Source organism: Streptomyces atratus, assembly GCF_900119365.1.
GTDB classification, from domain to species: Bacteria; Actinomycetota; Actinomycetes; order Streptomycetales; family Streptomycetaceae; genus Streptomyces; species Streptomyces atratus_B.
The window spans coordinates 38,157-64,607 of sequence record NZ_FPJO01000034.1 but is presented as its reverse complement, the minus strand read 5'-3'; the positions used below and the strand labels follow the sequence as shown (position 1 = coordinate 64,607).

The window sequence follows — 26,451 nt, the reverse complement described above, 5'->3', positions numbered from 1 at the left end:
GTCCGGACCGCCCCGGCCGGCGACGTCCAGGACACCCAGCAGACCGGCAAGGGCTACGCCAACAACCTCGACGGCTGGATCAAGCAGTCCCTGGCCATCATGAAGGCCAAGGGCATCCCCGGCTCCTACGAAGGCCTGCACCGCAACATCATGCGCGAGTCCGGCGGCAACCCCAACGCCGAGAACGGCTGGGACATCAACGCCCAGAAGGGCACCCCCTCCAAGGGCCTGCTCCAGGTCATCCAGCCCACCTTCAGCGCCTACCACGTCGCCGGCACCGCCCACGACCTCACCAACCCCGTCGCCAACATCACCGCGGCCGCCAACTACGCCGCCGACCGCTACGGATCCATCGACAACGTCAACTCCGCCTACTGATCCACGGAGTCACCGAGCCACTGTCCGGTGCCGAAATCGTTCGCCGAACGGATCGGCCCTCTGCTTGTCTCACTCCATGAGTGATCTCCACATCCGCTCCGCCGACCTCACCGACATCGACGCCGTACTGCGGTTCTGGCGCGAGGCCGCCGAAGGAACGAGCATCAGCGACGACCACGACGGAGTGGCCCGGCTCATCTCCAGGGACCCCGATGCCCTGCTGCTGGCGGACCGCGACGGTCGCCTCGTGGGAAGCGTCATAGCCGGATTCGACGGCTGGCGGTGCTCCGCCTACCGACTGGCCGTGCACCCCGACTGCCGCCGGCAAGGTATCGCCACCGCCTTGATGGAGGCGGCGGAACAACGATTCCTCGCCCTGGGCGGGCGACGGGTCGACGCCATGGTCCTGGAGGCCAACGACCGGGCCCACCGCACATGGGCCTCGGGCGGCTACCACCGCGAGGATCACTGGCGGCGCTGGGTGAAGCCGCTCACGGGCTGAGAGAACCGCCGGGAGATCGGACGACTTTGCCGATCCTTTACCATGGGTGTCCTTCTGTCCGATCCTTCCGAAAGGTGTGAGCGTCCGTCCATGGGCGAGCCTCCGAGTAGTCGTCATCGCCGGCACCGAGCGATCCTCCTGTCCCTGCCCGATCATGGGACGGAGGTGAACCGATGACCGAAGTGCTTCTGCTGCTCGTGGCAGTGCTGCTCTCGCTGGCCTGCGGCGCCTTCGTCGCGGCCGAGTTCTCTCTGACCACGGTCGAGCGCGGCCAGCTCGAACGGGCCGTCGAGCGGGGTGAGCGGGGCGCGGCGAGCGCCATGAAGGCCGTACGCAGCCTCACCTTCCAGCTCTCCGGTGCTCAGCTCGGCATCACCGTCACCAACCTGGTGGTCGGCATGCTCTCCGAACCGTCCATCGCGAAACTGATCCGCGGTCCGGTGGAGGCGGTGGGCCTGCCCCCAGGCGTGGCGTCCTCGGTGGCCCTCGTGCTGGGAACGGCGCTGTCCACCGTGTTCCTGATGATCGTCGGTGAACTCGTCCCGAAGAACTGGGCGATCTCCTCGCCGCTCGCCGTGGCGAAGGCCGTGGCCACCCCGCAGCGGGCCTTCACCGCCGTGTTCCGGCCCTTCATCAGCCACCTCAACAACACCGCCAACCGGATCGTGCGGCGCTTCGGTCTGGAACCGGCCGAGGAGCTGGCTTCCGCACGCAGCCCGCAGGAGCTGGCTGCGCTGGCCCGGCACAGCGCGAAGGAAGGTGCGCTGGAGGCGGACACGGCGGAGCTGTTCGTCCGCACGCTGAACCTGGCGGAACTGACAGCGGAGAACGTGATGACCCCTCGGGTCCAGGTCACCGCGCTGGAAGTGCAGGCGACGGCCGAGGATGTCGCGAACGCCACCCGGGCGACGGGCCTGTCCCGTTTCCCTGTCTATCTCGGCAGCCTGGACACCGTCGTCGGTGTGGCGCACATCAAGGACGTGCTGGCCATCCCCGCCGAGCAGCGGTCCCGTACGCGCGTCTCGGAGATGCTGCGCGAACCCCTGCTCGTGCCGGAGACCCTCACGGTGGACCGGCTCCTGGACCGGTTGTCCGGCAAGCCCGCGATGGCCGTCGTCATCGACGAGTACGGCGGCACGGCAGGCGTCGTGACGCTGGAGGACATCGTCGAGGAGGTGGTCGGTGAGGTGCGCGACGAGCACGACCCGCACGAGACCGCGGACCTCGCGCCGGCCGGCGAGGACACCGACGGACGGATCCTGTGGTCGGCCGACGGGGCCGCGCGCATCGACCAGCTGAAGACGATCGGACTGCGGGTGCCGGACGGACCGTACGAGACACTCGCCGGGCTCATCGCCACCGAGGTAGGCCGGATCCCCGCCGTGGGTGACACGATCGACCTGGCGGGCTGGCGGATCGACGTGGTCGACGCGTCCGGACGCCGCGCCGCGCGGGCTCTGCTGCACGCGCCGCTGCCTGGCGACGACGAGCAGACGGAGGACGCACGATGATCGCCGTCCAGCTCTTCATCGGTCTGATGACCCTGGTCGTCAATGCCTTCTTCGTCGGGGCGGAGTTCGCGCTGATCTCCGTGCGCCGCAGCCAGATCGAGCCCGAGGCCGAGGCCGGGAACAAGCGGGCGCGAAGCGTCGTCTGGGGCCTCGAACACGTATCGGCGCTGCTCGCGGCGGCGCAGCTCGGCATCACCCTGTGCACCCTGGTGCTCGGTATCGTCGCCGAGCCGGCCTTCGCGCATCTGCTGGAGCCCGTCTTCGACGCGGTGGGCGTGCCGCACGGACTGATCCATCCGATCTCGTTCGTGATCGCGCTGTCCGTTGCGACGTATCTGCACATGCTCCTCGGCGAGATGGTGCCGAAGAACATCGCGCTGGCCGAACCGGTGCGCGCCGCGCTGCTGCTGGGACCGCCGCTGGTGGCCCTCGCCAGGGCGCTGCGCCCGGTGATCTTCGCGATCAACGCCTTCGCCAACGCGCTGCTCAAGATCCTTCGGGTCGAGGCGAAGAACGAGGTGACCGCCACGTTCTCCGACGACGAACTGGCCCGGCTGGTGACGGACGCGGGCGACGCCGGGCTGGTCGACGACCGCTCCGCCGAGCGACTGCGCCACGCCCTTGAACTGGGCCGTCGCCCGGTGCGGGACGTGGTGATGCCGGTGGGCCGGGTCACGTACGCCAGGATCGGGACCACACCGGAACAGCTGGAACAGCTCTCGTACGAGACCGGATTCTCGCGCTTTCCCGTGATGGACGGCGAGGAGCGGATCCTGGGCTACCTCCATGCGAAGGACGCCCTGGATGTCACACCGCGCGATGTGCCCTTCCCGGTGACGGCGATGCGCCCCATCGCCAGGGTCCGGGCCGACACACCGCTCGACGATGTCCTGACCGCGCTGCGGCGCAGCCGTACGCATCTGGCGGCGGTACTCGACGAGGACGACCGGCTGGCCGGAATGGTCACCATGGAGGACGTGCTCCGCGAACTGGTGGGGCGCCCGAAGGCGCGCTGACACGGATGCAGGGGGCGCGGCAGGGATACCGGCCGCGCCCCCGGACCGGACCCCGGAAGGGGCCGGACCCACCGCGATACGATCGCATCGCCATGGAAATAAATGCCTCCTACAGCAGTCTTGTCGCGGTCGGCGACTCGTTCACCGAGGGCATGTCGGACCTGCTGCCCGACGGTTCGTACCGCGGCTGGGCCGATGTCCTCGCCGGGCGTCTGGCCGTCCGTACACCGGGATTCCGCTACGCGAATCTCGCCGTGCGGGGCAAGCTGATCGGCCAGATCGTCGACGAGCAGGTCGATGTGGCCGCCGCAATGCGGGCGGATGTCGTCACGCTCGTCGGCGGACTCAACGACACGCTGCGGCCCAAGTGCGACATGGGCATGGTCCGGGGACGTCTCGAAGAGGCCGTGGAACGGCTCGCACCCTCATGCAAGAAGCTCGCGCTGATGCGGAGCCCGGGGCGCAACGGCCCGGTGACGGAGCGTTTCCGTCCGCGGATGGAGGAGCTGTTCTCCCTGGTCGACGACTTGGCGGCCCGGCACGGTGCGGTGGTCGTCGACCTGTACGGAGCACCGGCCCTGGGCGATCCCCGGTTGTGGGACGTCGACCGGCTGCATCTGACGGCCGACGGTCACAGCAGGGTGGCCGAGGCGGTCTGGCAGACGCTGGGACTGCCTGCGGAGAACGACTGGCGGACACCGCTGCCGACCGCCGTGCCGCCCAGGTGGGCCCGGCGACGCGTCGAGGACCTCCGCTTCGCCCGCGAGCACCTGATGCCGTGGATCGGCCGACGGCTGAGCGGCCGCTCCTCCGGGGACGGAAGGTCCGGTGCCCAGTACAGCGCCGAGTTGGGAAGGGCGTTCTGGGTCACTCCCGATGACGCCCGTGATCCCGGCCCCGTGGCGGCGTGGCGCCGGGTCGCCCCGGATCCGCTCCCGTAGCACCTCGCAAACCGGACCGCGGCGCCGGAGGCCTCACCGAAGGTTTTGTTCGAACGCGCTTGCGCGTCTTTCAGGGTTCGTCCGGCTTACGATGACGTTGCCGCCCGCAGGGTCCATTTCCCGGGCGAACGCAACGAAGCAGCAGCGCGCGCCGGCGACATCGGCGAAGGCGCCCGTCCTGCCATGCGCTTCCCTTCACGCGGATGCCGTCCACCCACGGGTGCCCCGCGCAGCACGGCGAATGCCCCGTATACGTTCCGGCCGCGAGCCGACGGATTTCAAGAACAACCCTCAGATCGACGCGATATGCTGATGCAGATTGTGCAAGCCGTTTGCAAAATAAGGAGGGTCATGGCTACGCGGGCGACCGACGCCGGGACGAACCAGAGCGTCGAACGAGCGGTCTCGGTGCTGCGCGCACTCGACTCCGGCCGTCCGGAACTGCGCGTCTCCGACGTCGCCGAACTCACCGGACTGGGCTCCTCCACCACCTCCCGCCTCCTGTCCACCCTCGAGCGCCTCGACATGGTCGAACGCGACCCCGTCAGCAACCTCTACCGCCTCAGCCTCGGCATCCTCCCGCTCGCCGCCACCGCCGCCAATCGCCACCCCGTCCACCGCGCCGCCCGCATGGTCCTCCAGGACCTCGCCACCCGCACCGGACTCGGAGCCAACGTCGCCATCCGCCGCGATACCGAGCTGATGTTCCTGTGCAATTTCGAGGGGACTCGCACCCCCAAGTCGTACACGCAGGCCGGACACACCGCCCCGCTGCACGCCACCAGCATCGGCAAATGCCTCCTCACCGGCCTCACGCCCAAGGAGCGCCGCAAGCTGCTTCCCGAACCGCTCGCGGCGCACACCGACTACACGACCACCAGCCACGACCTCCTCGACACCGAGATCGACACCGTCCGCCGCACCGGCTACGCCATCGAAGCCGAAGAACGCGCCCTGGGGCGCGCTTCGCTCGCCGCGCCCGTCCGCGACGCCTCGGGCGATGTCGTCGCCGCCATCTCCCTGTGGGGCCCCACCTCCCTCCTCGGCAACCGCGCCGAGGGCGAAGGGCAGCGCCACGCTCTCACCCGCGAGGTCATCGAAGCCGCCGACGCCATCAGCCAAGCACTCGGCGCCCTCTGACATCAGGCAAGCGAAGGGGCCCGGTGAAGGTCGTTCGACCTTCACCGGGCCCCTTCGCCACGTGGCTACGCGCCGTACGCCTTGAACGCGATCACGTGCGCGTGCCGCGCCCCGTGCGTCGCGTCCACCACGAGCCGCAGCGCGTCGGTGCGCACGGGCCCGCCGTCCGCACCCTTCAGCGCGTGGACGCGGTGGCGGCGGCGGTTGCCCGTAACGGTCAGCAGCGTGCGCCAGGTGCCGTCGGGCTCGCGGCTCTGGATCCGGTAGTCGCGGACCAGTTCCGGCATGACCTCGAACGGGGTGCGGTGGCGGTGCAGGTTGTTGAGGTACTCGTCGACATCGTCGTCGAACACCACGCGTGTTTCGGTGAGCTGCTGCTCCTTGTCCCAGTCCAGGCGCAGCCACTGCGCGGCCCGGTCCGGGTCGGGCAGCAGCTCGGACGACCACATCTGCGGGCCCCCGTAGGCGCGCTGGAATCCGCCGACGGCCCGCTCGGGCAGGAACGCGGCGGTGTCCGGGGTCGCACGGAAGCCGAAGGTCCGGCGGCGCAGGCCGCGGGCCTGCCACTCCAGGACCAGCTGGCCCTCCTCCTCCGGGATGTCGTGGTCGACGGCCGCGTCTCCTTCGACCCTGCTGCGCAGTGCGAGGACGCCGTCGGTGCGCTCGGGGACGAGGACCAACGCCGCGCCCGGGCAGGCGCGCACGATCAGTACGACGTTCTCCGGGGCGTCCGGGCGGTGGTCGAGGCGGGCCGTGACCCAGTGGGGGCCGCCGGTCGGCACGGCCACTGTGGTGGTGAGCACGTGGTCGACGGGGACCGCGTTCTCGGGGCGGCCGGTGCTCCACAGCTCCACGGTGAGTTCGCCCGGCCGCTCGCCCGGGGCGCCGTGGACGAGCAGGTCGACCGTGTCGAGTGCCGGGTCCACCGGCAGCAGCAGCGCGAGGTCGCGGGTGAGCGGGTACGGCTCGCCGGGCGCGGCCGGCGTGGGCTCGGCGGCCAGGCGGCTCAGGTACGAGGAGGCGCCGACCCGGGCCGTGCGCGCGAGGTTGCCGGGGTCGTCGTCGGACAGGCCGATGACCGAGGCGTCCTGCCGCAGCAGGGTTCGGCGCACCAGCTCGGGGTGGTTCGCGGCGAGTTCACGGGGGCTGAGGCTCTCGGCGACGCACAGCGCGGCGGCCGTGCCCGCGGCCTCGCCGAGCGTGGCGCAGGTGGCCATGACGCGGGTGGCACCGAAGGCGATGTGGGTGGCGGATATGTTGCGCCCGGCGAACAGGAGGTTCGTGACGTTCACCGAGTACAGGGAACGCAGCGGGATGTGGAAGATGCCGTCCGCGTAGCGCTGGCGGGCGCCGGGCTCGTCGGCGTACATGCCCTGCACCGGGTGGAGGTCGACGGACCAGCCGCCGAAGGCCACGCGGTCGGCGAACTGCCGCTGTTCGAGGATGTCCTGCTGGGTCAGCATGTGGTCACCGAGGAAGCGGCGGTACTCGCGCTTGCCGGGGAGGCTGCCGACCCATTCCAGGGTCAGGTTCTCGGCGTCCGGAAACTCGCCGGAGTTCTTGATGTGGTCCCAGATGCCCATGATCACGGCCTGGAGTTCGTCGCGGATGCGCTCGTTGTCGTGGACGGTGTCCAGCTCGCCGCCCCACTCTATCCACCAGTAGTCGCAGCCGTTGTCGCCGGTGCGCAGCACGCGATTGCGCAGGATGGGCGTGGTGGTGAGGTCGCGGGCGCCGTCGGGCCGCACGAACTTCACCGGCCGGCCCGTGTCCTTGGTGTGGAACAGGATCGTCGACCCGAGCAGCGCCTCGTCCGCGTCCTCGGGCGCCCAGGGCTCACCGGACTCCGAGCGCGCCTCGCGGCCGATGCGGTAGTGGGCGCCGGAGAGGTGGCCGAGCAGGCCGTCGCCGGTGCAGTCGAGGAACTGCCGTGCGTGGAAGGTGATACGCCGCTCGGAGCCCATCATCCAGCCGGTGCAGGAGTGCACCTCGCGCGCGCCGTCGGGGCCGCTCGCGTCGACCTCCCGGACGTCGGTGTTGAGGTACAGGTCGATGCCCGGTTCGGCCCGGACGGCGTCGAGGACCACCTGGTCCCAGTAGTACGGGTTCCCCTCGGGGTTGCGGTACTGGTTCTCGGTGTACAGCTCGCCCATGATGCCGGTCTCGCGGGCCCAGCGGTGCACACCGTGGGCCGTGGCGCCACAGACCCAGACGCGGACCTCGCTGCTGGCGTTGCCGCCCAGGACGGGCCGGTTGTTGACCAGGGCGACGCGTCGGCCGAGCCGGGCAGCGGCGATGGCCGCGCAGGTCCCCGCCAGGCCGCCGCCGATGACGGCGATGTCGTAATGGACCTCTTCTTCCCGCACGGAGCGGCCTCCTTGATGTGATGCTCGGATGCTCTCCGCCGCAGCGGAGTGTCCTTGAACGTACATCACATGCATATTGTGCAACCACTGTTCGGACAGTGGGATGTGTTGTAGGTTTCCAGCGCAGCCGACGACATCGCCGCCGTGGGCCATCAGCCAAGCTCATGGCATGTGCGGCGACTCCGCCGGTCTCGTACAGAACTGGCGATTCACCGACCTAAAGGGTTGACGCCGTCGCACGATATGGAGAACGATCCCGCATGCTGCAACTTGCGTTCAACGGAGCATGCATGGCATTCACACAGGGCCTCGGTCGAAGCGCGGGACGGGGCGGCTCACCGCTCACGCCCGGCCGCGTCACATCCGCCTGCCTGCGCACGGCCTCCCGTGCCACGCCCTGCACCACCGCTCCCGCCCCGTTCGAGAGGACACACCCATGAGTACGGCCGCACCTCCACAGAAGGCCGCTCCACGCCGTGAGCGGACCGGCGGACGGCTCTCCAACGGCGCGTTCGCACTGCTGCTCACCGCACCGGGGCTCGCCCTGTTCGCGACGATCATCATCTATCCGCTGCTGTCCGCGCTGTTCACCGGCTTCTTCAAGCAGGACCTGCGGCTGCCGGGCCGTGAGTTCGTCGGCCTGGAGAATTTCACCCACTGGCTGGACGGCGACTTCCTCACGATCCTCAAGCAGACGCTGGTCTTCACCGTCGGTGCGACGCTCGTCCCCTTCGTGGTCGGCTTCGCGCTCGCGCTCGCACTGAACTCGGGCCTGAAGGGCAGCGGCTTCCTGCGCGGACTGTTCCTGTTCCCGTGGGTGATCCCGGGCGTGGTGGTCTCCTTCCTGTGGATGTGGATCTTCAACGCGAACTACGGCGTGCTGAACGGCATCCTCATGAAGGCCGGGATCATCGAGGAGTCCGTTTCCTGGCTCGGCCAGCCCGGCACCGCCATGCTCGCCGTCATCGTCACCAAGACCTGGGCGAGCTTCCCCTGGATGATGGTGATGCTCCTGGCAGGTCTGCAGACCGTGCCCAAGGAGCTGCACGAGGCGGCCTCGATGGACGGGGCGGGCTCGATCCGGCGCTTCTTCGCCGTGACCTGGCCGCAGGTCCGCGGTGTCGCCTCCATCGTGCTGCTGCTGGAGTTCATCTGGAACTTCCAGCACTTCGACACCATCTACGTGCTCACCGGCGGCGGCCCGGCCGGCGCCACCGAGACCTTCGCGACCGCCGTGTACCAGACCGCCTTCAAGGGCTTCGACATCGGCCGGGCGACCGCGCTGGGCGGCCTGTGGATGCTGCTCCTGCTCATTCTCGTCGCCGTCTATCTCAGGATCACCGAGCGGAAGGGCGACGCCCGATGACCACCACGACCACCACCCCGCTGTCCGGCACCGACCGGCTGAGGACGTCCGCCACATCCGCGAGGCGCACCAAGCGGCGCCGGATACGCAAGGACCTGCTGCGCTCGCGGATCGCCGCCTGGACCGCGATCCTGGTGATCGGCGCCTTCGGCATGCTGCCGGTCTACTGGCTGCTGGCCACCGCCCTGAGCGGCCCGGAGCAGACCTTCCAGTTCCCGCCGAAGCTCGTACCCACCGACATCACCTTCAGCAACTTCACGGCCCTCGCCGAGAACGACCAGCTGATCAAGTACCTGGTCAACTCCCTCATCGTGGCCTCGATCACCGCCGTACTGAGCGTGGTCGTCGCCACGTACATGGGCTACTCGTTCTCCAAGTTCCGCTACCGCGGACGACGCTCGCTGATGCACCTGGTGCTGGCCTCCCAGATGTTCCCCCAGGCGCTCCTGCTGGTGACGCTGTACGCCGTGTTCTCCAGCTTCGGCCTGCTGAACACGTACACCGCCCTGGTGCTGTCCTTCACCACGTTCACGATGCCGCTGTGCGTCTGGATGCTGAAGGGCATCTTCGACACCATCCCGGACGCCCTGCTGGAAGCCGCGTCCATCGACGGCGCGTCCCGGTGGCGGACGCTGCACTCGATCGTGGCGCCGCTGGCCGCGCCCGGAATGATCGCAGCCGGCCTGTTCGCCTTCGTCCGCGGCTGGAACGACTTCATCTTCGCCGTGACGCTGGCCGACAAGGAGAAGCAGACCCTGCCGCCCGGCCTGGTCTCCACCTACATCGGTGAGTTCCAGACCGCCTGGCCCGAGCTGATGGCCGCCTCGCTGGTGGTGTCCGCGCCGGTGGTCGTCGCCTTCATGTTCCTGCAGCGCTATCTCGTCGGCGGCATGACCGCCGGCTCGGTCAAGAGCTGAGCCCACGGGATCCGCCCGCCCCCTGCCTACGCACTTCCCCTTCCACCCACTCCCCATGGAGACACCATGACCACCTCTGGCATCAGCCGGCGCGGCGCGCTGCGCATGTTCGGCATCGGCGCGCTCGGTGTGGCCGGCGCCGGCGCGCTCGGCGCCTGCGCACCGTCCGGCGCCGGCACCTCCTCCAACGGCGGCGACACGAAGTCCAAGAACTTCGACTTCACCTCCTGGTCGCTCAACGAGGAGGCCGCCAAGCCCTCGATCGAGAAGATCATCGCGGCGTGGGAGAAGGACAAGGGCTCCAAGGTCCGCGCGGTCTCGTACCCGTACAACGAGTACCTGAGCCAGCTCACCCTCAAGCTCGGCGGCGGGGGGACGACCGGCGCGGTGCACCTCGACATCGCCTGGCTCGCCGCGGTGGCGCAGATGGGCAAGCTCGCGGACCTCAGTTCCGTGGCCCTGAAGGGCGGCTACACGAACGTGGCGCTGGACAGCGGCATGTACGACGGCAAGCAGTACGGCCTGCCGTGGAACACCGGCTCGATCGGTGTGATCGCCAACTCCAAGCTCCTGGAGAAGGCCGGCATCAAGAAGCACCCCACCACCATCGAGGAGTTCGAGGACTCGCTGCGGGAGCTGAAGGGGCTCGGCGGCGGTGTCGTGCCCTACGCCGCGGCCACCAAGGTCGCGCAGCTCAAGGACATCTTCCCGTGGATGCAGACCTTCGGCTGCACGCTTCTGGAAGACAGCAAGGTGACCATCGGGGACGACGCCTCCATCGACGCGGTCACCTGGTACAAGAAGCTGCACGACGAGAAGCTGATCGCCGCGGACGTGGACCGCTTCGACGCGCGCGCCCTGTTCGGGCAGGGCAAGGCCGCCTTCTACGACGACGCCATCATCGGCAAGGGCGTGACCGCGGCCCAGTCCAAGGACAAGACCCTGGCCGACGCGATGCAGCCGATGAAGCGGCCGGTGCTGCGCTCCGGTGACACGCCGCAGGCGCTGCTGTGGGGCGGTGTGATCGCGATCGTCAAGGGCAAGGGGCAGGACGCGGCGACGGAGTTCGCGCTGCACACCACCTCCGACCGCGCCACCACCACCGAGTACTTCGCCTCCCGCGCGCTGCCGCCGTCCACCACGGCGGGCCTGGCCGACCCGAAGGTCGCGCAGGACACCTTCACCACCGAGTGGACCGAGAAGATCACCGACACGGCGACCGGCAGCCCGTTCTGGCAGTTCGCGCAGAACGCCCAGATCGAGGAAGCCGTGGCCAAGCAGGTCCAGGCCGTCCTGGTCGGCAAGTCGAAGCCGAAGGACGCGATGAAGAAGGCCGCCGAGGAGGTCACCGACCTCATCAGGCGCTGAGCCGGCGCGCGGCGGTCCGGGGCCCGGTGAAGGCAGAACGGCCTTCACCGGGCCCCTCGCCATGCCGCACACGCCATCCCGAAGGCGTATCTCAGATCCGCATTGCACAATTTCTATTCACCATCTGGGATCTGCTGTAAGTTTCCGGCGCAGCGGAGGGGGTGGACCGACCTGCGGGACCGCTCCCGTCCGCCTCACCATCACGCCCGCGAAGGAGTTCACCTTGCGACGTCCCACGGCACGCGCGTACGCCGCCTCGGCCGCGGCCCTGGCCGCCCTGCTCACGCTCGTCCCGGCCGCCCAGGCCGACAGCACGGACCCCACGGCAGCCGCGGCAACGGTGATCGAGAAGGTTCCGTACGCGATGGACTCGTCGAACCAGGCCGCCTGGTGGACGCCGGTCGCGACGTACAAGGGCCGCGGTCAGTACACGTACTTCTCCTTCAACGAGCCCGGCTCGACGGCCGCCACGCACCGCCCGGCCATCGCGCGGCGCGACCCGGACGGGGCCTGGAGCCGCCTGCCGCTGCTCGACAAGAGCGGACAACAGGCCGAGTTCGCCGACGACAACGGTCACAACCAGCCGTCCCTCGCGCGTGACGGCAGCGGCCGCCTGCACGTGTTCGCCTCCATGCATGCCAACGCCTGGCGCTACTTCCGCACCGAAGCCCCCGGCGGGGACGTCACGGACCACGCGGCCGAGCTGCCCGACCAGGGCGTGGGCATCACCTACCCGGTCGTGACCACCGCGCCCAACGGTGACCTTTACCTGGCCGCCCGTGTCGGCTCCGGCGCCGACCAGCGTCCCGGCAAGCTGTACCGCTGGGACAACGCCGCCTCACACTGGAGCGTGGTCGCCACCTTCGCCGGCGCACTGAACCGCTCCGTGTACCCCGACGACCTGACGGTGGACGCCGCCGGGCGGGTGCACCTCCTGTACGAGTGGGCCAAGGCCCCGGCGACCGGGTTCCGGCACCAGCTCTCCTATCTGCGCTACGACCCGTCCACCGGCGCCTTCGCGGACAGCGCGGGCGCTGCGCTCACCGTCCCGGTGACGCCCGACACCTCCGACGTGATCCAGGAGCTCACCGCGGGCGAGGAGTGGAGCATCGACAACGCATACACGGGTCCGGCGGTGCAGAGCGCCAAGCTCACCCTCGACGGCTCCACCCCGAAGGTCGCCTACCGCTACCGCTCGGCCGACAGCGGCGGAGACTTCCGCGTGTACTACGCGTACCCGAGCGGCAGCGACTGGGTCAGCAAGACCGTGTACGCCGGTGGCCAGACCGCCGCGGCACTCGGTATCACCTGGGACGAGACGGACACCAAGCGGATCTACTATGTCACCGGCTCCGGCACCGACCGCGTCTTCGCCGCGACGCAGTCGGCGGACGGGACCTGGACCGCGCAGTCCGCCGCGCCGGGCGTGAGCGCGGACCGGCTCGCGGTACGCCGGGACTCGGACGGAAACGATGTGCTGTACCTGCCGGACACCGCACACAACTCCCTCTACTACGGGATTCGCTGAGGCCCTGCGCCGTCGGTGCTCCTGGCAGCGTGCCCCCGTGCCGCGAGTTCCCGTGCCGCGTGCTGCACATCGGACGCACCACACGTATCGTCACCATTTAATCACTCTTCGTACTCGACGGCAGGGGGCTGCCGGAGTGCAACGGTGCCCGCGCCGGACCCGGAAGGGCTTCGCCTCAAGGCCCCGGCGGTGCGGGAATCACCGGCCCGAGGCCGTCTCGTCCCACGCGCGCCTCACACGCCGCGCGTGGGACGGCGGTGGTCCAGGAGCCTCTGACCTGGACCTTATGGACGTGGTGGACGCTCACGAACAGCTCAGGACGGCAGGTAAGCTCTGGACACGTGACTGCTGTGTCTGCGAAGCCTCGCATCCCCAATGTCCTGGCCGGCCGCTACGCCTCCACGGAGCTGGCCGTCCTCTGGTCCCCCGAGCAGAAGGTGAAGCTGGAACGCCAGCTGTGGCTGGCGGTGCTGCGCGCTCAGAAGGACCTCGGGATCGAGGTGCCGGACGCCGCGCTCGCCGACTACGAACGTGTCATCGACCAGGTGGACCTGGCCTCTATCGCCGAGCGCGAGAAGGTCACCCGGCATGACGTCAAGGCCCGGATCGAGGAGTTCAACGCCCTCGCCGGCCACGAGCAGGTCCACAAGGGCATGACCTCCCGGGACCTCACGGAGAACGTGGAGCAGCTTCAGATCCGGCTCTCCCTGGAGCTGATGCGCGACCGCACGGTCGCGGTCCTGGCCCGGCTCGGCAAGCTGGCGGGCGAGTACCGCGAGCTGGTGATGGCCGGTCGCTCCCACAACGTCGCCGCGCAGGCAACCACGCTCGGCAAGCGCTTCGCGACCGCCGCCGACGAGCTCCTGGTGGCGTACGGGCGGCTCGAGGACCTGCTGGACCGCTATCCGCTGCGTGGCATCAAGGGTCCCGTGGGCACCGCGCAGGACATGCTCGACCTGCTGGGCGGCGACGCCGGGAAGCTCGCCGACCTCGAACAGCGCATCGCCGCGCACCTCGGGTTCTCCCAGGCCTTCACATCGGTCGGCCAGGTCTACCCGCGCTCGCTCGACTACGACGTGGTGACCGCGCTGGTCCAGCTGGCCGCGGCTCCTTCGTCGGTGGCCAAGACGATCCGTCTGATGGCCGGGCACGAGCTGGTGACCGAGGGTTTCAAGCCGGGTCAGGTCGGCTCGTCCGCGATGCCGCACAAGATGAACACCCGGTCCTGCGAGCGCGTCAACGGCCTGATGGTGATCCTGCGCGGCTACGCGTCGATGACCGGCGAGCTGGCGGGCGACCAGTGGAACGAGGGCGATGTGTCCTGCTCCGTGGTCCGCCGGGTCGCGCTCCCGGACGCCTTCTTCGCGTTCGACGGACTGCTGGAGACCTTCCTGACGGTACTCGACGAGTTCGGCGCGTTCCCGGCCGTCGTCGCCCGTGAGCTGGACCGCTACCTCCCGTTCCTCGCCACGACCAAGGTGCTGATGGGCGCGGTGCGCGCCGGCGTCGGCCGTGAGGTCGCCCACGAGGCGATCAAGGAGAACGCGGTCGCCTCGGCCCTGGCCATGCGCGAGCAGGGCGCCGAGCGCAACGAGTTGCTCGACAAGCTGGCCGCCGACGACCGCATCCCGCTGGACCGCGCGCAGCTCGACGCGCTCATGGCCGACAAGCTCTCCTTCACCGGGGCGGCGGGCGACCAGGTCACCGCGCTGATCTCCCGCATCGAGGAGATCGCCAAGCAGCACCCCGAGGCCGCCGCATACACGCCGGGCTCCATCCTCTGACGGCCTCGACCGCAGCCGTATGACGCCCGAAGAGCTCCAGGCCGCCCGCGACCGCACCGTTCCCGATGTGGTCGCGGGCGGCCTGCATGTGCTCTTCTGCGGGATCAACCCGAGCCTGACGACGGGGGCGACGGGCCACCACTTCGCCCACCCCGGCAACCGGTTCTGGCCGGTGCTCCACCGGTCCGGCTTCACCCCTCGACAGTTGAGGCCGGCCGAACAGACCGAACTACTGCGGTACGGCCTCGGCATCACCAACGTGGTCGCCCGTGCCACCGCCCGGGCGGACGAACTGTCCGCCGAGGAGTTCCGCGAGGGCGGACAGATCCTGGCAGCCAAGGTCGAGGACCTGCGGCCGCAGTGGCTGGCGGTCGTAGGGGTCACGGCGTACCGCACGGCCTTCGGCAGGCGAACCGCCCGCATCGGTCCGCAGGACCACACGATCGGCGGCACCCGCGTCTGGGCGCTGCCCAACCCCAGCGGCCTGAACGCCCACTGGACCGCTCAGACGATGGCGGAGGAGTACGGACGTCTCCTCGCCTGCGTCGACCACCACACCGCCGTCCCCACCGACGAACCCTGACGCGCACTCCACCCCCCGCCGTCCACACCTGCACGGCCCGCTCATCTCACGGCGGATCGGTCTCCGTCACCACCACGTTCAGCTCGCACCCCGGTCCTTCTTCCTCCAGGTAGAGCCCGATGGCGATCCACCGGTCCTCGATCTTCCAGAGCTGGAGATACTCGCAGCCCGCAACCGTCTCGCCCCATGCCTCCGGTATCTCCTCGCCGGCGATCATCCGCTCCTGTGCGCTCCACAGGCTGATCGTCTGCGGATCCCCCCAGCGACCGGCGAGCAGCGTCAGCAATGCGTCATGCTCCGCGAGGCACTGGGCCCGGTGCACCAGTCGCCGCACCTCGTCGTCGTCCCAGTGATCGACGTCCGCGTGCAGGGACACCGTGTGATACCCGGGTCCACTGACTCCCGAACCCGACCGGATGCGTTCCGTGGGAAAGCCCAAGGTGCGCATCGCTTCGATGAGGCGGAGGTGATGTGCGGTGGTCATGCCGCCAGTAAACCGCCCGGCACTGACAACCACCCCTTGCCATGCGCTTTGAGGCGCTTTGAGCCATCCTGCTCCGTATTCGGATCGGGGCAGCGGGCTACGCGTCCCTTCGCCGGATCGCCCACCAGCCTGCCAGCAGCGCGGCCGCGGCCCAAGCCGCTGTCACCGCGAGTCCGCCCCACGGCCCGAGGCTTCCTCCGGGGTTCTGGTGGAGCACCAACTGCCCCGCCCTGTCCGGCAGATACTGCGCGGCCCCACCCGCGACGTCACCGACCACGAAGGAGACTATGAGCACGAACGGAATGAGCAGGCTGAGCACGGCAACGGCGCTGCGCAGCAGCACTGTCAGTCCGGCCGCGAACAGGGCCATCAGCGCCAGATAGATCCCGCCCCCGAAAGCTGCCCGCAGAGCGCCCGGTTCCCCCAGGCCGATCGCGTACTTTCCCATGAACAGTTGTCCCACGAGGAAGGCGCTGAAGCTGGTGACGAGGCCGACGACGAGTGCCGGAGCCCCGACCAGGGCGATTTTGGCAGCGTAGAAGAGGTTGCGGCGCGGAACAGCGGCAAGCGATATCCGCAGAGCCCCGTTGAGGAACTCGGAGGACAGCGCGGTCGCCCCGAAGCTGATGGCAGCGATCTGGCCGAAGTTCAGTGCGTAGAAGGCGTCGAAGACCGGCTCGGCATCGACGTTGTCCGCCTCGGACTGGCCGACGGTGGAAAAGGCGAGCAAGGTGATGGCAAGGGTCACGACGAGGACCGCTGTCAGGGATCCCGCGACGGACCGGACCGATCTCATCTTGATCCACTCGGAACGCAGCACTGCGGTGGTCGACACGGTCAGGCCTCCTGACGGTTGGCGGATGGGGCCGACACCGATGCGAATTCTGCGGAGTCGGCGGTGAGTTCGAGGTAGGCCTGTTCCAACGTGACCTGCTCGTCGGTGAGTTCGAGGACGGGAATGCCTTCGGTGGCGGCTATCGCACCGATCTCCCCGGCCTTCGCGCCCTCGATGGTCCAACAGCCGTCGTCACCCTGCGCGGGCTCGTATCCCTTGCGGATCAGGACGTCGCGCAGCCGCGTGGACTCGGCCGTGCGGACCCGTGCGCGGGGCCTGCTGCGGGAATCCAGGAATTCCTGCATCGGCAGGTCGGCGAGGAGCCGGCCCCGGCCGAGAATCACGAGGTGGTCGGCGAACGACGAGGTCTCGTTCATCAGATGGCTGGAGACCAGGACCGTGCGGCCCTCGCGGGCGAGCCGCTTCATCAGCTCCCGGATCCAGATGATGCCTTCCGGATCGAGGCCGTTCGACGGCTCGTCCAGCATCACGACCTCCGGGTCGCCCAGCAGCGCGGCCGCTATGCCCAGTCTCTGTCGCATGCCCAGTGAGAAGGTCTTGATCCGGGCTCCGCCGACCGCGCCGAGGCCTGCCTCCTCCAGGACCTCCTCGACTCTGCGCGCACCGAGTCCGTTGCTGACCGCCAGAGCCAGCAGGTGGTTCCGCGCGGTACGCGCGCCATGGGCGGCCTGGGCGTCCAGCAAGGCGCCGACCCGGCGCAGCGGATCACCGAGTGTGGCATAGAGCTGCCCGCCGATCGTGGCCGTCCCGCCGGTGGGCCGGTCGAGGCCGAGAACGAGTCGCATGGTGGTGGACTTGCCTGCGCCGTTGGGGCCGAGAAATCCGGTGACGCGCCCGGGTCGCACACTGAACGTGAGGTTGTCCACTGCACGGGTCGTGCCGAATTCCTTGGTGAGTTCATGGACGTCGATGCTGGTCATGTCCCAAGCCTCGCGGCCACGCCCAGCTTCTCGCCTCCCCCGGGGGCGGGGATCGTCTCCCTCTCTCGGGGGAGCCGCCGCACCCACGCGGCTGACACGATGGCTGCATGCTCCGCCTCCTGCGTCCGCTCGCCGCGTCTGTCACCTACACCCGGTGGCTGCATCTCCTCGTCCCGGGTGCGGGCTACAGCGTGTGGATATTCATCGCGCCTGATTCCCCATGGGCGCCCATGGTCTTCGCCGTACCGGTCGGCCTGTTGCCCGGTATGCGGCTGGCCGAGGGGGTGCAGGCACAACTTCTGCTGGTACCGGAACAGCGAGGCAGAGCTGATGCCACTATCTCCGCGGCCACGGCGGCCACTTGGGCCGATCGCTGGAGGACCGTGCTGTGGCTGGAGACACGAATGCTGCTCGCCGTTCCCGTGGGGTACGCGACGGTGTGGCTGTCGGCAACCGCGGTGGACCTCGTTCTCACTGCCTCCGGCAACGGCCCGAGCGACCAATGGCTTGTCCGCGGGGTGGATCCGCACTGGTGGTATGCCCTGTTCGCCCCCTTGCCGCTCCTGGCACTGCTCGCCGTCGTCATCTTGAGCGGCTGGCTCATCACCGAGGCCGCCGAGCGGCTTCTCGGCCCCTCGCCGGTGCAGCGGCTGACCGCTCTGGAGGAGCGCACCGAGCAGTTGCTGGAGCGCAACCGCATCGCACGTGAGCTGCATGACTCGATCGGGCACGCGTTGACGGTCGCGGTCGTACAGGCCGGTGCGGCCCGGGCGGCACGCGACCCGGAGTTCACCGAACGGGCCCTGGCCGCGATCGAGGAGACGGGCCGGGACGCGCTCGACGATCTGGAGCGGGTTCTGCGGGTGCTGCGCGAATCGGGGACGCCGGTGGGACAGCGGCCGACGCTCGTCGAAGCGGACCGGCTGCTGGACTCCGCGCGCGGTTCGGGCGCGAAGATCGACGCTGATGTGTCAGGTCCGCTGGAGCGGGTTCCGGGCGCGGTCTCCCGCGAGGGGTATCGCATCCTTCAGGAGTCCCTCACCAATGTGCTGCGTCATTCGGGTACGGTCCCCGTCCGTGTACGGATCACCGTCACCGACGGCCGGCTGGAGTTGGAGGTGACCAATCCGCTCAGTGACTCGACAGCTGGTTCGGCTGCTGTGCCGGGCGGCGGGAGCGGGCTGCGGGGCATCCGGGAGCGGGCAGCGCTGCTGGGCGGAAAGGCCGAGACGGGGCCGCACAAGGGAGAATGGCGCGTTCGCGCGAGGCTTCCGTTGGACGGCTTGAGGATTGCCCCGTAGTCCCTGGCGAATCGGTGCACGGTGTCAGGAGCGGCACGCCGCAAGGCCGAGGACATCGGCGTACCGGATGCAGGCGGGTGTTCCAGCAAGGCGGCGAGCTGCCGCAGCTGTCGTCGTACGCCCACCAGTCGTACGCCCGCCAAGGGTTGCAGGGCAGCCCTTAGGGTGGCCCAATGCCGGTTAGCGTACTTCTGGTCGACGACGAACCCCTCGTCCGCGCGGGGTTGCGTGCGGTCCTTGAGGCTCAGCCCGATATCGAGGTGGTGGGCGAGGCGGGCGACGGCGCCGCTGTGATCCCGCTGCTGCATCAGCTGCGCCCCGATGTGGTGGCCATGGATGTCAGGATGCCGTTGATGGACGGCATCGAGGCCACGCGGGTGGTGCTGCGCACGGTGCCCGATCCGCCGAAGATCCTGGTGGTGACCACCTTCGAGAACGACGAGTACGTCTATGAGGCGCTGCGCGCCGGTGCGGACGGCTTTCTTCTCAAACGTGCCCGGCCCGCCGAGATCGTGCATGCGGTGCGTCTGGTCGCCGAGGGCGAGTCGCTGCTCTTCCCTGCGGCGGTCCGGCAGCTCGCCGCCGAGTACGGGACGAGCAAGGCGCGCGCGGTCATGGACCGGGCAGCGCTGACCGAGCGGGAGTCCGCGGTCCTGCGGCTGATGGCCCGTGGCCTGTCGAACGCGGAGATCGCTGCCAAGCTCGTGGTCGGCGTCGAGACGGTGAAGACCCATGTCAGTGCCGTACTCGCCAAGCTGGGCGCGAGGGACCGTACCCAGGCGGTGATCGCGGCATATGAGTCCGGGTTCGTCGCTCCGGGCTGAATGTCCTGCCCGGAGGAACCCCTCCGCGGCCCACGCTCGCCCCGCACCTGGGCAGCGAGTACCATCCGCCTGACATGCGCTAGAGCTGGGAGGACACACCGTGGGCCGGCTGACCGGTGGGGATCCGTCGCTGTTGCGACGCATCAATTCCGCGGTGGTGCTGCACGCTCTGCGCGGCGCCGACGCCCCTACCCTGACGGACCTGACCCGGATCACCGGGCTGTCCCGTCCGACGGTCGAGGGTGTCATGGAGGGGCTCTTCGAAGCCGGACTGGTCGTCGAGTCGGTACCCGACGGAGGTCAGGCCCGGCGCCAGGGGCGGCCGGCCCGCCGGTTCCGGTTCCGTGCCGAGGCCGGGCATCTGCTCGGCATCGAGATCGGCCCGCACCGTGTCTCCGCACTGCTGTCCGGGCTGGACGGCCGGATCATCGGCGCGGGCGCCCGCGAGGTGTCGGAGACCGCCGGCGCCGACGACCGGCTCGACAAGGTCAGGGCCGTGGTGGCAGACCTCCTGCGGCGGACGGGTGTGGCCAGGAGCAGTCTGCGTGCGGTGGGGGTCGGCAGTCCCGGGATCGTGGAAGCAGACGGGACGGTACGGCTGGGAACCGCCCTGCCGGGCTGGACGGGTCTCGCGCTGGGTGAGCGGCTGCGGCGCTCCTTCCGCTGCCCCGTCCTGGTGGAGAACGACGCCAATGCCGCGGCGGTCGCGGAGCACTGGAAGGGGGCGGCCACCGAGTCCGACGACATCGTGTTCGTCCTGGCAGGGCTGAGTCCGGGCGCCGGTTCACTGATCGGCGGGCGGCTGCACCGGGGCTTCGGCGGTGCTGCGGGCGAGATCGGCGCACTGCATCTGCTCGGCCGCGAAGCGACTCCGGAGCGGCTTCTGTCCACGACGGGAACTCCGCTGGATCCGTTGGACGAGCCCGCGGTCGCCGATGTGTTCACAAAGGCCCGGCAGGGCGATGTCCGGGCGCAGGCGGCGGTCGAACGGTTCGTTCAGCGCCTGGTGCACGATGTCGCGGCGCTGGTGCTGGCACTGGACCCGGAACTCGTGGTGGTGGGTGGCTGGGCCACCGAGCTGGACGATGTGCTGGATCCACTCCGCAGCGAGCTGGCCCGCTACTGCCTTCGGCCGCCACGGGTCACGCTGTCCCTGCTCGGCGAGGCGGCGGTGGCCACCGGTGCCCTGCGGCTGGCTCTCGACCACGTGGAGGAGCAGCTCTTCGCGGTGGAGGGAACGGTGACGGCCCGCCGCTGAGTGCGACGGGCCGTACGTACAGGCGAGGTACCGGTAGAGCCGGCCGCACTCAGGAGGCCCGGCGCTCCTGCTCGTGGTGGCTGATCTCCAGGTCACCCGAGTCGCCGAAGGTCAGCCGGCAGGTGTCGGCCCGGTACGTCGCGACGGAGAGCGCGGCGGTTCCGCCCTCCACGAGGTAGCGAGTGGTGACGACGAGCACGGGGGCGCCGGGCAGCCTGTCGAGCTCCTTGGCGTCGTCCACCCGCGCCGAACCGAGCTCCACCGACCGGTCCTGACCGTCGAGGCCCAGGCGGTGCAGTTCGCGCAGGACCGCACGGGCCCGGGCGGGCCCGGACGGGGCGTCGATCGCGGAGAGTTCGGGCACGGACGACGACGGGACGTACAGGAGTTCCGCCGCGACCGTCTGTCCATGGGCCACCCGGATCCGGCGCACGATGTGCACCGGCTCGTCGGCTTCCACGTCGAGCACGGCCACCACCGACGAGGGCGCGACCGCCGTCGTGCAGTCCACCGGCTGCCATGCCTCCACCGCACCGCCGCCGGACCATTCCCGCTGTGCTGTGGAGACGGCGACGCCGACGCGCGGCGGGGCGACAGTGGTTCCGACGCCGCGGCGGCGCTGCAGCCTTCCTTCCAGTTCGAGCTGCTCCAGCGCCTGCCGGAGCGTGGCCCGGGCGACTCCGAAGCGGGCGGCGAGCTCGCGCTCGTTGGGCAGGATCTCCCCCACCGCAAAGTCCGAGTCGAGTGCCTCACTGAGCACGGTCTTGAGGTGCCAGTACTTCGGCTCCTGCACCGATTCCAGCTGTGTGGTCCCCACCCTGTCCTCCGCAATCACCCAGCGGCTATTCCGCGACGTTATTTATTAAAGGTTCCTGTCTTAACGTTGAGACCATAGGTCGGCACACACCCTTGGTCAAGACCAATCCTCATTCGGTCACGCAGCGAAACGGGCATCTGCCGCAGAGCGTTCACAGGACGTTCGTGATGCCGTGAGGCGAGCGCAGCACAAAGCCCCACGACCACTGGAACGGAAGGGCAGGGCGCGGGGCTTCGAGCAGCGGGCAGCGGCGGAGGCGGCCGACTCCAGGACTACCGGAGTCGCCGACGCCGGTCGAGAGCGCGGTCGGCGACCAGAGGCCCGCTACGCCTCTGAAAGGTCGGTGAGACGAGCGAGCTTGTCAGGGTTCCGCACGATATAGACGCACTGGATGAGCCCGTCCTCGATGTCCAGCTGAACGACCGCGTCGACCTTTCCGCTCAGGAACAACAGCAGACCCGGTCCGCCGTTGAGCTCCAGGAGCCGGAAGTCGAGCTCCCGGGCATGGTCGTGGGCGACCGCGAAGAGGAAGCGGCCGACCTTGTCGGCGCTCTCGATGACCCGCAGCGGCGCCCTGGACTTTCCCCCGCTGTCCCCGACGAGCCGCACGTCGGGCGCGAGCAGGGCCAGCAGCTCCTCGATGTCGCCACCCGCCGCCGCCGCGAGGAACCGCTCGGTGAGATCACGGCGGTGTGCCGGGTCGACGTCGTAGCGCGGTTTGCGCTCCTCCACATGGCGCCGCGCACGTCCCGCCAGCTGGCGGACCGCGGCCTCGGTCCGGTCGAGGGCGGCGGCGATCTCCGCATACGGAAAGCCGAACGCCTCGCGCAGCACGAAGACGGCTCGTTCCAGCGGCGACAGGGACTCCAGGACGACGAGCACGGCGACCGAGACGGAGTCGGCCAGGACGGCCCGTTCCGCGGTGTCGGGCACAGCAGGCCCGAAATCGGTGACCACCGGCTCCGGCAGCCACGGCCCGACGTACGCCTCACGCCGCGACTGCACCTGCCGCAGCCGGTCGATGGCGAGGCGGGTGATGATCCGCACGAGAAAGGCGCGCGGCTCCCGTACGTCCTCACGGGGAGCGGAGGACCAGCGGAGCCAGGCTTCCTGCACCACGTCCTCGGCATCGGCGATCCGGCCCAGCATGCGGTAGGCGACGCCGGTGAGCACGGGGCGGTGGCTCTCGAAGACATCGGTCGCGGTGTCGGCTGTCACCCCTCCATCCCAGCCGACCCGTCACACCCTGTCCAGCGCGAATCGCCTGCCCCCCTTGAACTGCGGCCTACTGAGCGGTAATTGTTATTGACGAGACGTCTAAGTCGCCTTCAGGCATGGCCCCTTCATGCCCGATCACCCCGGGAGCACCAGCATGGCCACCACAGTCTCGTTCAGCGTCGACTCACCTCAAGGGCCCCGGACCGCGTCCGTGGCGTACGAACGGACGGGCGCCGGCGAGCCTCTGCTCCTGCTCCACGGCATCGGCCACCACCGTCAGGCCTGGGAACCGGTGTTGTCCGTGCTCGCCGTGGAGCGGGATGTGATAGCCGTCGATCTCCCCGGCTTCGGCGTCTCGCCGGAACTGCCCGACGGACTGTCGTACGACCTGCCGACGGTGGTCACGGTGCTCGGCGCGTTCTGCGAGGCGATCGGTCTGGACCGGCCGCATGTGGCGGGCAATTCGCTCGGCGGTCTGCTGGCGCTGGCGCTCGGCCGGGAGAAGCTCGTGCGGTCGGTGACGGCGCTCTCGCCCGCCGGGTTCTGGACCGAGAGCGAGCGGCGCTACGCGTTCGGGACGCTGCGCGCGATGCGGCAGGCCGCGTTGGCGATGCCCGTCCCGCTGATCGAGCGGCTCTCGCACAGCGCGGCCGGGCGCACGGCGCTGACCAGCACCATCTACGCCAGGCCCGGCCGGCGTCCAGCCGATGCCGTCGTCGCGGAGACCATCGCCCTGCGCGAGGCGGCCGGTTTCCGTCAGACGCTCGCCGGCGGGCGGAGCACCGCGTTCACCGACGATGTGCCGGGGCTGCCCGTGACCGTCGCCTGGGGCAGCCGGGACCGGATCCTGCTGCGCCGGCAGGGCATCAGGGCCAAGCACACCATCCCCGACGCCCGGCTGGTCCGGCTGCCGGGGTGCGGGCATGTGCCGATGAACGACGATCCGGCGCTCGTGGCGCGCGTCATTCTCGACACCAGCCGCTGACCCCGCGCCGGTCACCGAATCCTCGCCCCGGGCCGCTTCGTTCCGGGACAGGACGCCCGACCCGAGTGCGACGCCCTGGCGGCCCTGTTGTCCAGGCAAGGCCTCGATCCGGAGCACGTCGCGTACACCGGTTCGGTGAGCAAATCGCCGGCACCCGGGCTCCGGCTGGGCTGGTTCCTCGTACCAGCGGCCATGACCGACGAGATCGTCGCCCGCAAGCGCACGATGGATCTGGGCAATCCGGCCGTCGACCAGGCGGTCCTCGCCGACTTCATCACCGGGGGCGGTTACGACCGGCAGCTGCGCCGCTGTCAGCGCGCCTATCGCGAGCGCCGCGACACGCTCGCATCGATACTGGCTGAGCACTTTCCCGGAACTGAGGTGAGCGGAATCGCCGCAGGTCTCCACATCATCGCCGCGCTGCCCGAACGGTACGGTCCGGAGCCGGTGTTCATGGCACGCGCGGCCGGGGCCGGAGTCGCCCTGCGGCCGCTCGGTGCCTGCGGCAGCGTGCCGAGCGAGGACCGGGCGGTGCGCCTGGTCCTCGGCCACGCGCATCTGACATCGCCCGACATCGAACAGGGCGTACGGCTGCTGGCGGCGGCTCAACGGGACACGGACGGCCCGGGTGCCGGCGGGGGCCGGAGCCGGGTGTTCATCTGAGGTTGGTGTGCGCGCCGCCGACGGGAACAAGGGTGGGGTCGGTCGACCAGCCACCCGTTCATCCCGCTGACCCCTGCCCCGGAGGCGCCTCGATGTCGAACCGTCCGCGAATTCCGTCCCCCGACCGCCGCAGCGTACTGCGCGGTTCGCTCGCCGTGTCGGCCGCGCTCACGCTCCCGGCGGTGGGCGCCGCGGCCCCGGCCTTCGCGCTGTCCGGCCGGCCGCGCGCGGCATGGGGCGTGCAGGTGGGCGATGTCACCTCGTCCTCCGCACTGGTCTGGGTACGGTCGGACCGGCCGGCCCGGATGATCGTGGAGACATCGGCGACGGAGTCCTTCCGGCGGGCCCGCACCTGGCACGGTCCGCTCGTCGGTTCCGGCACCGACTTCACGGGGACGACGCCGCTGTACGGGCTGCCGCCGGGCGAGCAGGTGCACTACCGGGTGACACTCGCCGATCCGCAGGACCCCCGCCGCACCGGGGAGCCGGTGTACGGGACGTTCCGGACGGCACCCGCCCGGCGCCGGGACGGGGTGCGCTTCCTGTGGTCCGGCGACATCGCGGGGCAGGGCTGGGGCATCAACCCGGACATCGGCGGCTATGTGGTGTACGACGAGATGCGCCGCCTCGATCCGGACTTCTTCCTGTGCAGCGGCGACAACATCTACGCGGACGGGGTGATCGAGCCGAGCGTGACCCTGCCCGACGGCCGGATCTGGCGCAACGTCACCACCGAGGAGAAGTCGAAGGTCGCCGAGACCCTCGCCGAGTACCGCGGGAACTTCCGCTACAACCTGCTCGACCACAACCTCCGTGAGTTCAACGCCCAGGTGCCTTCGATCGTTCAGTGGGACGACCACGAAGTGCGCAACAACTGGTATCCCGGACAGATCCTCGACGACGCCCGGTACACCGAGAAGAACGTGGATGTGCTCGCGGCCCGTTCGATGCGGGCGTTTTGCGAGTACTTCCCGGTGTCCACGCTGCATGGCCGGTCCGGGGAGGGCCGGATGCACCGGGTGGTGCGACACGGTCCGCTGCTCGATGTGTTCGTCCTCGACATGCGGTCCTTCCGCAACGCCAACTCCCCCGGCAGGCAGCCCGACGACACGACGGGCATCCTCGGCGCGGAACAGCTCAGGTGGCTCAAGCACGAGCTGTCCCGGTCCCGCGCGGTGTGGAAGGTGATCGCCGCGGACATGCCGTTGGGACTGGTGGTGACCGACGGTGCGACGGACTTCGAGGCGGTCGCACAGGGCGATCCCGGGGCCCCGCTCGGCCGTGAGCTGCAGATCGCCGAACTGCTGCGGTTCATCAAGCACCGCCGGATCACCGGCACGGTCTGGCTGACGGCGGACGTGCACTACACATCGGCGCAGCACTACGAGCCCGGGCGTGCGGTGTTCAAGGACTTCGCGCCGTTCTGGGAGTTCGTGTCGGGGCCGCTGGCCGCGGGTCAGTTCCAGGCGAACGAGCTGGACGCGACGTTCGGTCCCGACCGGGTCTTCGTGCGGGCGCCCGACCGGGCGAACGTGTCGCCGATGGAGTCGCCGCAGTACTTCGGGGAGGTCGACATCGACGGCGACAGCGGTGAGTTGACCGTGCGGCTGCGGGCGCAGGGCGGGTCCGTACTGTTCAGCAAGGTGCTGCAGCCGGGGCGCGTCGGGCAGTGAGAACGCCCGGCGATCGGCCCCCGGGCGGTGACCGGGGGCCGATTGTCAGTGG

General features: G+C 69.7%; 23 protein-coding genes and 1 pseudogene. 18 read left to right on the top strand and 6 right to left on the bottom strand.

Translation table 11 applies throughout. The features are described 5' to 3' along the window. The 6 genes from BT364_RS34140 to BT364_RS34115 all read left to right on the top strand — a co-directional run. Positions 1-378, top strand: a 378-nt coding sequence (locus BT364_RS34140; RefSeq protein ID WP_107408381.1) for a transglycosylase SLT domain-containing protein, incomplete at its 5' end; no start/stop codon positions are given. A 76-nt stretch (positions 379-454) separates the two neighbouring features. After that, complete coding sequence (locus BT364_RS34135) at positions 455-880, top strand: GNAT family N-acetyltransferase (protein WP_072489079.1); 426 nt, start codon at positions 455-457, stop codon at positions 878-880. A gap of 173 nt (positions 881-1,053) precedes the next feature. After that, entirely contained in the window at positions 1,054-2,391 is a 1,338-nt protein-coding gene (locus tag BT364_RS34130; protein ID WP_072489078.1) for a hemolysin family protein, read from the top strand. Next, entirely contained in the window at positions 2,388-3,407 is a 1,020-nt protein-coding gene (locus tag BT364_RS34125) for a hemolysin family protein (RefSeq protein ID WP_072489077.1), read from the top strand. Before BT364_RS34130 ends, BT364_RS34125 begins: the two co-directional genes overlap by 4 nt. Before the next feature lie 92 nt (positions 3,408-3,499). Beyond that, complete coding sequence (locus tag BT364_RS34120; RefSeq protein ID WP_072489076.1) at positions 3,500-4,348, top strand: SGNH/GDSL hydrolase family protein; 849 nt, start codon at positions 3,500-3,502, stop codon at positions 4,346-4,348. Positions 4,349-4,699: 351 nt separating this feature from the next. After that, complete coding sequence (locus tag BT364_RS34115) at positions 4,700-5,488, top strand: IclR family transcriptional regulator (RefSeq protein WP_072489075.1); 789 nt, start codon at positions 4,700-4,702, stop codon at positions 5,486-5,488. A gap of 65 nt (positions 5,489-5,553) precedes the next feature. On the opposite strand, the gene BT364_RS34110 is transcribed toward BT364_RS34115, so the two are convergent. Then, positions 5,554-7,854, bottom strand: a complete 2,301-nt coding sequence (locus BT364_RS34110) for an FAD-dependent oxidoreductase (protein WP_072489074.1) — start codon at positions 7,852-7,854, stop codon at positions 5,554-5,556. Positions 7,855-8,290: 436 nt separating this feature from the next. On the opposite strand from BT364_RS34110, the gene BT364_RS34105 reads away from it, so the two are divergent. The 6 genes from BT364_RS34105 (at position 8,291) to mug (ending at position 15,400) form a co-directional block, all read left to right on the top strand. Further along, positions 8,291-9,220, top strand: coding sequence for a carbohydrate ABC transporter permease (locus BT364_RS34105; RefSeq protein WP_072489073.1), 930 nt, complete (start codon positions 8,291-8,293; stop codon positions 9,218-9,220). Continuing rightward, positions 9,217-10,137: a carbohydrate ABC transporter permease gene (locus tag BT364_RS34100; RefSeq protein ID WP_079179779.1), complete on the top strand. Its 921-nt coding sequence runs from the start codon at positions 9,217-9,219 to the stop codon at positions 10,135-10,137. Before BT364_RS34105 ends, BT364_RS34100 begins: the two co-directional genes overlap by 4 nt. Before the next feature lie 66 nt (positions 10,138-10,203). After that, entirely contained in the window at positions 10,204-11,505 is a 1,302-nt protein-coding gene (locus tag BT364_RS34095) for an extracellular solute-binding protein (RefSeq protein WP_072489072.1), read from the top strand. A 223-nt stretch (positions 11,506-11,728) separates the two neighbouring features. Next, positions 11,729-13,033 (top strand): BNR-4 repeat-containing protein, encoded by a 1,305-nt coding sequence (locus BT364_RS34090; RefSeq protein WP_072489071.1) that lies wholly within the window; start codon positions 11,729-11,731, stop codon positions 13,031-13,033. A gap of 341 nt (positions 13,034-13,374) precedes the next feature. After that, positions 13,375-14,817 carry an adenylosuccinate lyase gene (purB, locus tag BT364_RS34085; protein ID WP_072489070.1) on the top strand — a complete coding sequence of 481 codons (1,443 nt, stop codon included), beginning with the start codon at positions 13,375-13,377 and terminating at the stop codon, positions 14,815-14,817. A 19-nt stretch (positions 14,818-14,836) separates the two neighbouring features. After that, positions 14,837-15,400 (top strand): G/U mismatch-specific DNA glycosylase, encoded by a 564-nt coding sequence (gene mug / locus BT364_RS34080; protein ID WP_072489069.1) that lies wholly within the window; start codon positions 14,837-14,839, stop codon positions 15,398-15,400. Between the two features lie 46 nt (positions 15,401-15,446). Here the strand turns inward: mug and BT364_RS34075 are convergent, their stop codons facing one another. The 3 genes from BT364_RS34075 to BT364_RS34065 form a co-directional block, all read right to left on the bottom strand. Beyond that, a complete protein-coding gene (locus tag BT364_RS34075) occupies positions 15,447-15,884 on the bottom strand; it encodes a hypothetical protein (RefSeq protein WP_072489068.1) in 438 nt (145 codons plus the stop codon). 97 nt (positions 15,885-15,981) lie between these two features. Beyond that, positions 15,982-16,725, bottom strand: a complete 744-nt coding sequence (locus tag BT364_RS34070; protein ID WP_072489084.1) for an ABC transporter permease — start codon at positions 16,723-16,725, stop codon at positions 15,982-15,984. Next, positions 16,722-17,660 carry an ATP-binding cassette domain-containing protein gene (locus BT364_RS34065; protein WP_072489067.1) on the bottom strand — a complete coding sequence of 313 codons (939 nt, stop codon included), beginning with the start codon at positions 17,658-17,660 and terminating at the stop codon, positions 16,722-16,724. Before BT364_RS34065 ends, BT364_RS34070 begins: the two co-directional genes overlap by 4 nt. A gap of 107 nt (positions 17,661-17,767) precedes the next feature. On the opposite strand from BT364_RS34065, the gene BT364_RS34060 reads away from it, so the two are divergent. From BT364_RS34060 to BT364_RS34050, 3 genes are all read left to right on the top strand, one after another. Continuing rightward, on the top strand, positions 17,768-18,961 hold the full coding sequence (locus BT364_RS34060; protein WP_072489066.1) for a sensor histidine kinase: 1,194 nt from the start codon (positions 17,768-17,770) through the stop codon (positions 18,959-18,961). A gap of 173 nt (positions 18,962-19,134) precedes the next feature. Further along, positions 19,135-19,785 (top strand): response regulator, encoded by a 651-nt coding sequence (locus BT364_RS34055; protein ID WP_072489065.1) that lies wholly within the window; start codon positions 19,135-19,137, stop codon positions 19,783-19,785. A gap of 100 nt (positions 19,786-19,885) precedes the next feature. After that, positions 19,886-21,043 carry an ROK family transcriptional regulator gene (locus BT364_RS34050; protein WP_072489064.1) on the top strand — a complete coding sequence of 386 codons (1,158 nt, stop codon included), beginning with the start codon at positions 19,886-19,888 and terminating at the stop codon, positions 21,041-21,043. 49 nt (positions 21,044-21,092) lie between these two features. Here BT364_RS34050 and BT364_RS34045 read toward each other — a convergent pair whose 3' ends face one another. Both BT364_RS34045 and sigJ read right to left on the bottom strand, forming a co-directional pair. Continuing rightward, a complete protein-coding gene (locus BT364_RS34045; protein ID WP_072489063.1) occupies positions 21,093-21,860 on the bottom strand; it encodes a GntR family transcriptional regulator in 768 nt (255 codons plus the stop codon). A gap of 324 nt (positions 21,861-22,184) precedes the next feature. Further along, positions 22,185-23,078, bottom strand: a complete 894-nt coding sequence (gene sigJ / locus BT364_RS34040) for an RNA polymerase sigma factor SigJ (protein WP_072489062.1) — start codon at positions 23,076-23,078, stop codon at positions 22,185-22,187. Between the two features lie 154 nt (positions 23,079-23,232). Between sigJ and BT364_RS34035 the strand changes: the two genes are divergently transcribed. From BT364_RS34035 to BT364_RS34025, 3 genes and pseudogenes are all read left to right on the top strand, one after another. Beyond that, positions 23,233-24,063, top strand: a complete 831-nt coding sequence (locus BT364_RS34035) for an alpha/beta fold hydrolase (RefSeq protein WP_072489061.1) — start codon at positions 23,233-23,235, stop codon at positions 24,061-24,063. A 96-nt stretch (positions 24,064-24,159) separates the two neighbouring features. Beyond that, positions 24,160-24,726, top strand: a pseudogene (locus BT364_RS34030) (aminotransferase class I/II-fold pyridoxal phosphate-dependent enzyme); the annotation flags it as partial. A gap of 92 nt (positions 24,727-24,818) precedes the next feature. After that, positions 24,819-26,399, top strand: coding sequence for an alkaline phosphatase D family protein (locus BT364_RS34025; RefSeq protein ID WP_072489060.1), 1,581 nt, complete (start codon positions 24,819-24,821; stop codon positions 26,397-26,399). Positions 26,400-26,451: the final 52 nt, after the last annotated feature.

Excerpts from the sequence above, each read along its gene's own strand:
- BT364_RS34135 (WP_072489079.1), top strand. The coding sequence starts at position 455 with ATGAGTGATCTCCACATCCGCTCCGCCGACCTCACCGACATCGACGCC.
- BT364_RS34130 (WP_072489078.1), top strand. The coding sequence starts at position 1,054 with ATGACCGAAGTGCTTCTGCTGCTCGTGGCAGTGCTGCTCTCGCTGGCC.
- BT364_RS34125 (WP_072489077.1), top strand. The coding sequence starts at position 2,388 with ATGATCGCCGTCCAGCTCTTCATCGGTCTGATGACCCTGGTCGTCAAT.
- BT364_RS34120 (WP_072489076.1), top strand. The coding sequence starts at position 3,500 with ATGGAAATAAATGCCTCCTACAGCAGTCTTGTCGCGGTCGGCGACTCG.
- BT364_RS34115 (WP_072489075.1), top strand. The coding sequence starts at position 4,700 with ATGGCTACGCGGGCGACCGACGCCGGGACGAACCAGAGCGTCGAACGA.
- BT364_RS34105 (WP_072489073.1), top strand. The coding sequence starts at position 8,291 with ATGAGTACGGCCGCACCTCCACAGAAGGCCGCTCCACGCCGTGAGCGG.
- BT364_RS34100 (WP_079179779.1), top strand. The coding sequence starts at position 9,217 with ATGACCACCACGACCACCACCCCGCTGTCCGGCACCGACCGGCTGAGG.
- BT364_RS34095 (WP_072489072.1), top strand. The coding sequence starts at position 10,204 with ATGACCACCTCTGGCATCAGCCGGCGCGGCGCGCTGCGCATGTTCGGC.
- mug (WP_072489069.1), top strand. The coding sequence starts at position 14,837 with ATGACGCCCGAAGAGCTCCAGGCCGCCCGCGACCGCACCGTTCCCGAT.
- BT364_RS34075 (WP_072489068.1), bottom strand. The coding sequence starts at position 15,884 with ATGACCACCGCACATCACCTCCGCCTCATCGAAGCGATGCGCACCTTG.
- BT364_RS34065 (WP_072489067.1), bottom strand. The coding sequence starts at position 17,660 with ATGACCAGCATCGACGTCCATGAACTCACCAAGGAATTCGGCACGACC.
- BT364_RS34060 (WP_072489066.1), top strand. The coding sequence starts at position 17,768 with ATGCTCCGCCTCCTGCGTCCGCTCGCCGCGTCTGTCACCTACACCCGG.
- BT364_RS34055 (WP_072489065.1), top strand. The coding sequence starts at position 19,135 with ATGCCGGTTAGCGTACTTCTGGTCGACGACGAACCCCTCGTCCGCGCG.
- BT364_RS34035 (WP_072489061.1), top strand. The coding sequence starts at position 23,233 with ATGGCCACCACAGTCTCGTTCAGCGTCGACTCACCTCAAGGGCCCCGG.
- BT364_RS34025 (WP_072489060.1), top strand. The coding sequence starts at position 24,819 with ATGTCGAACCGTCCGCGAATTCCGTCCCCCGACCGCCGCAGCGTACTG.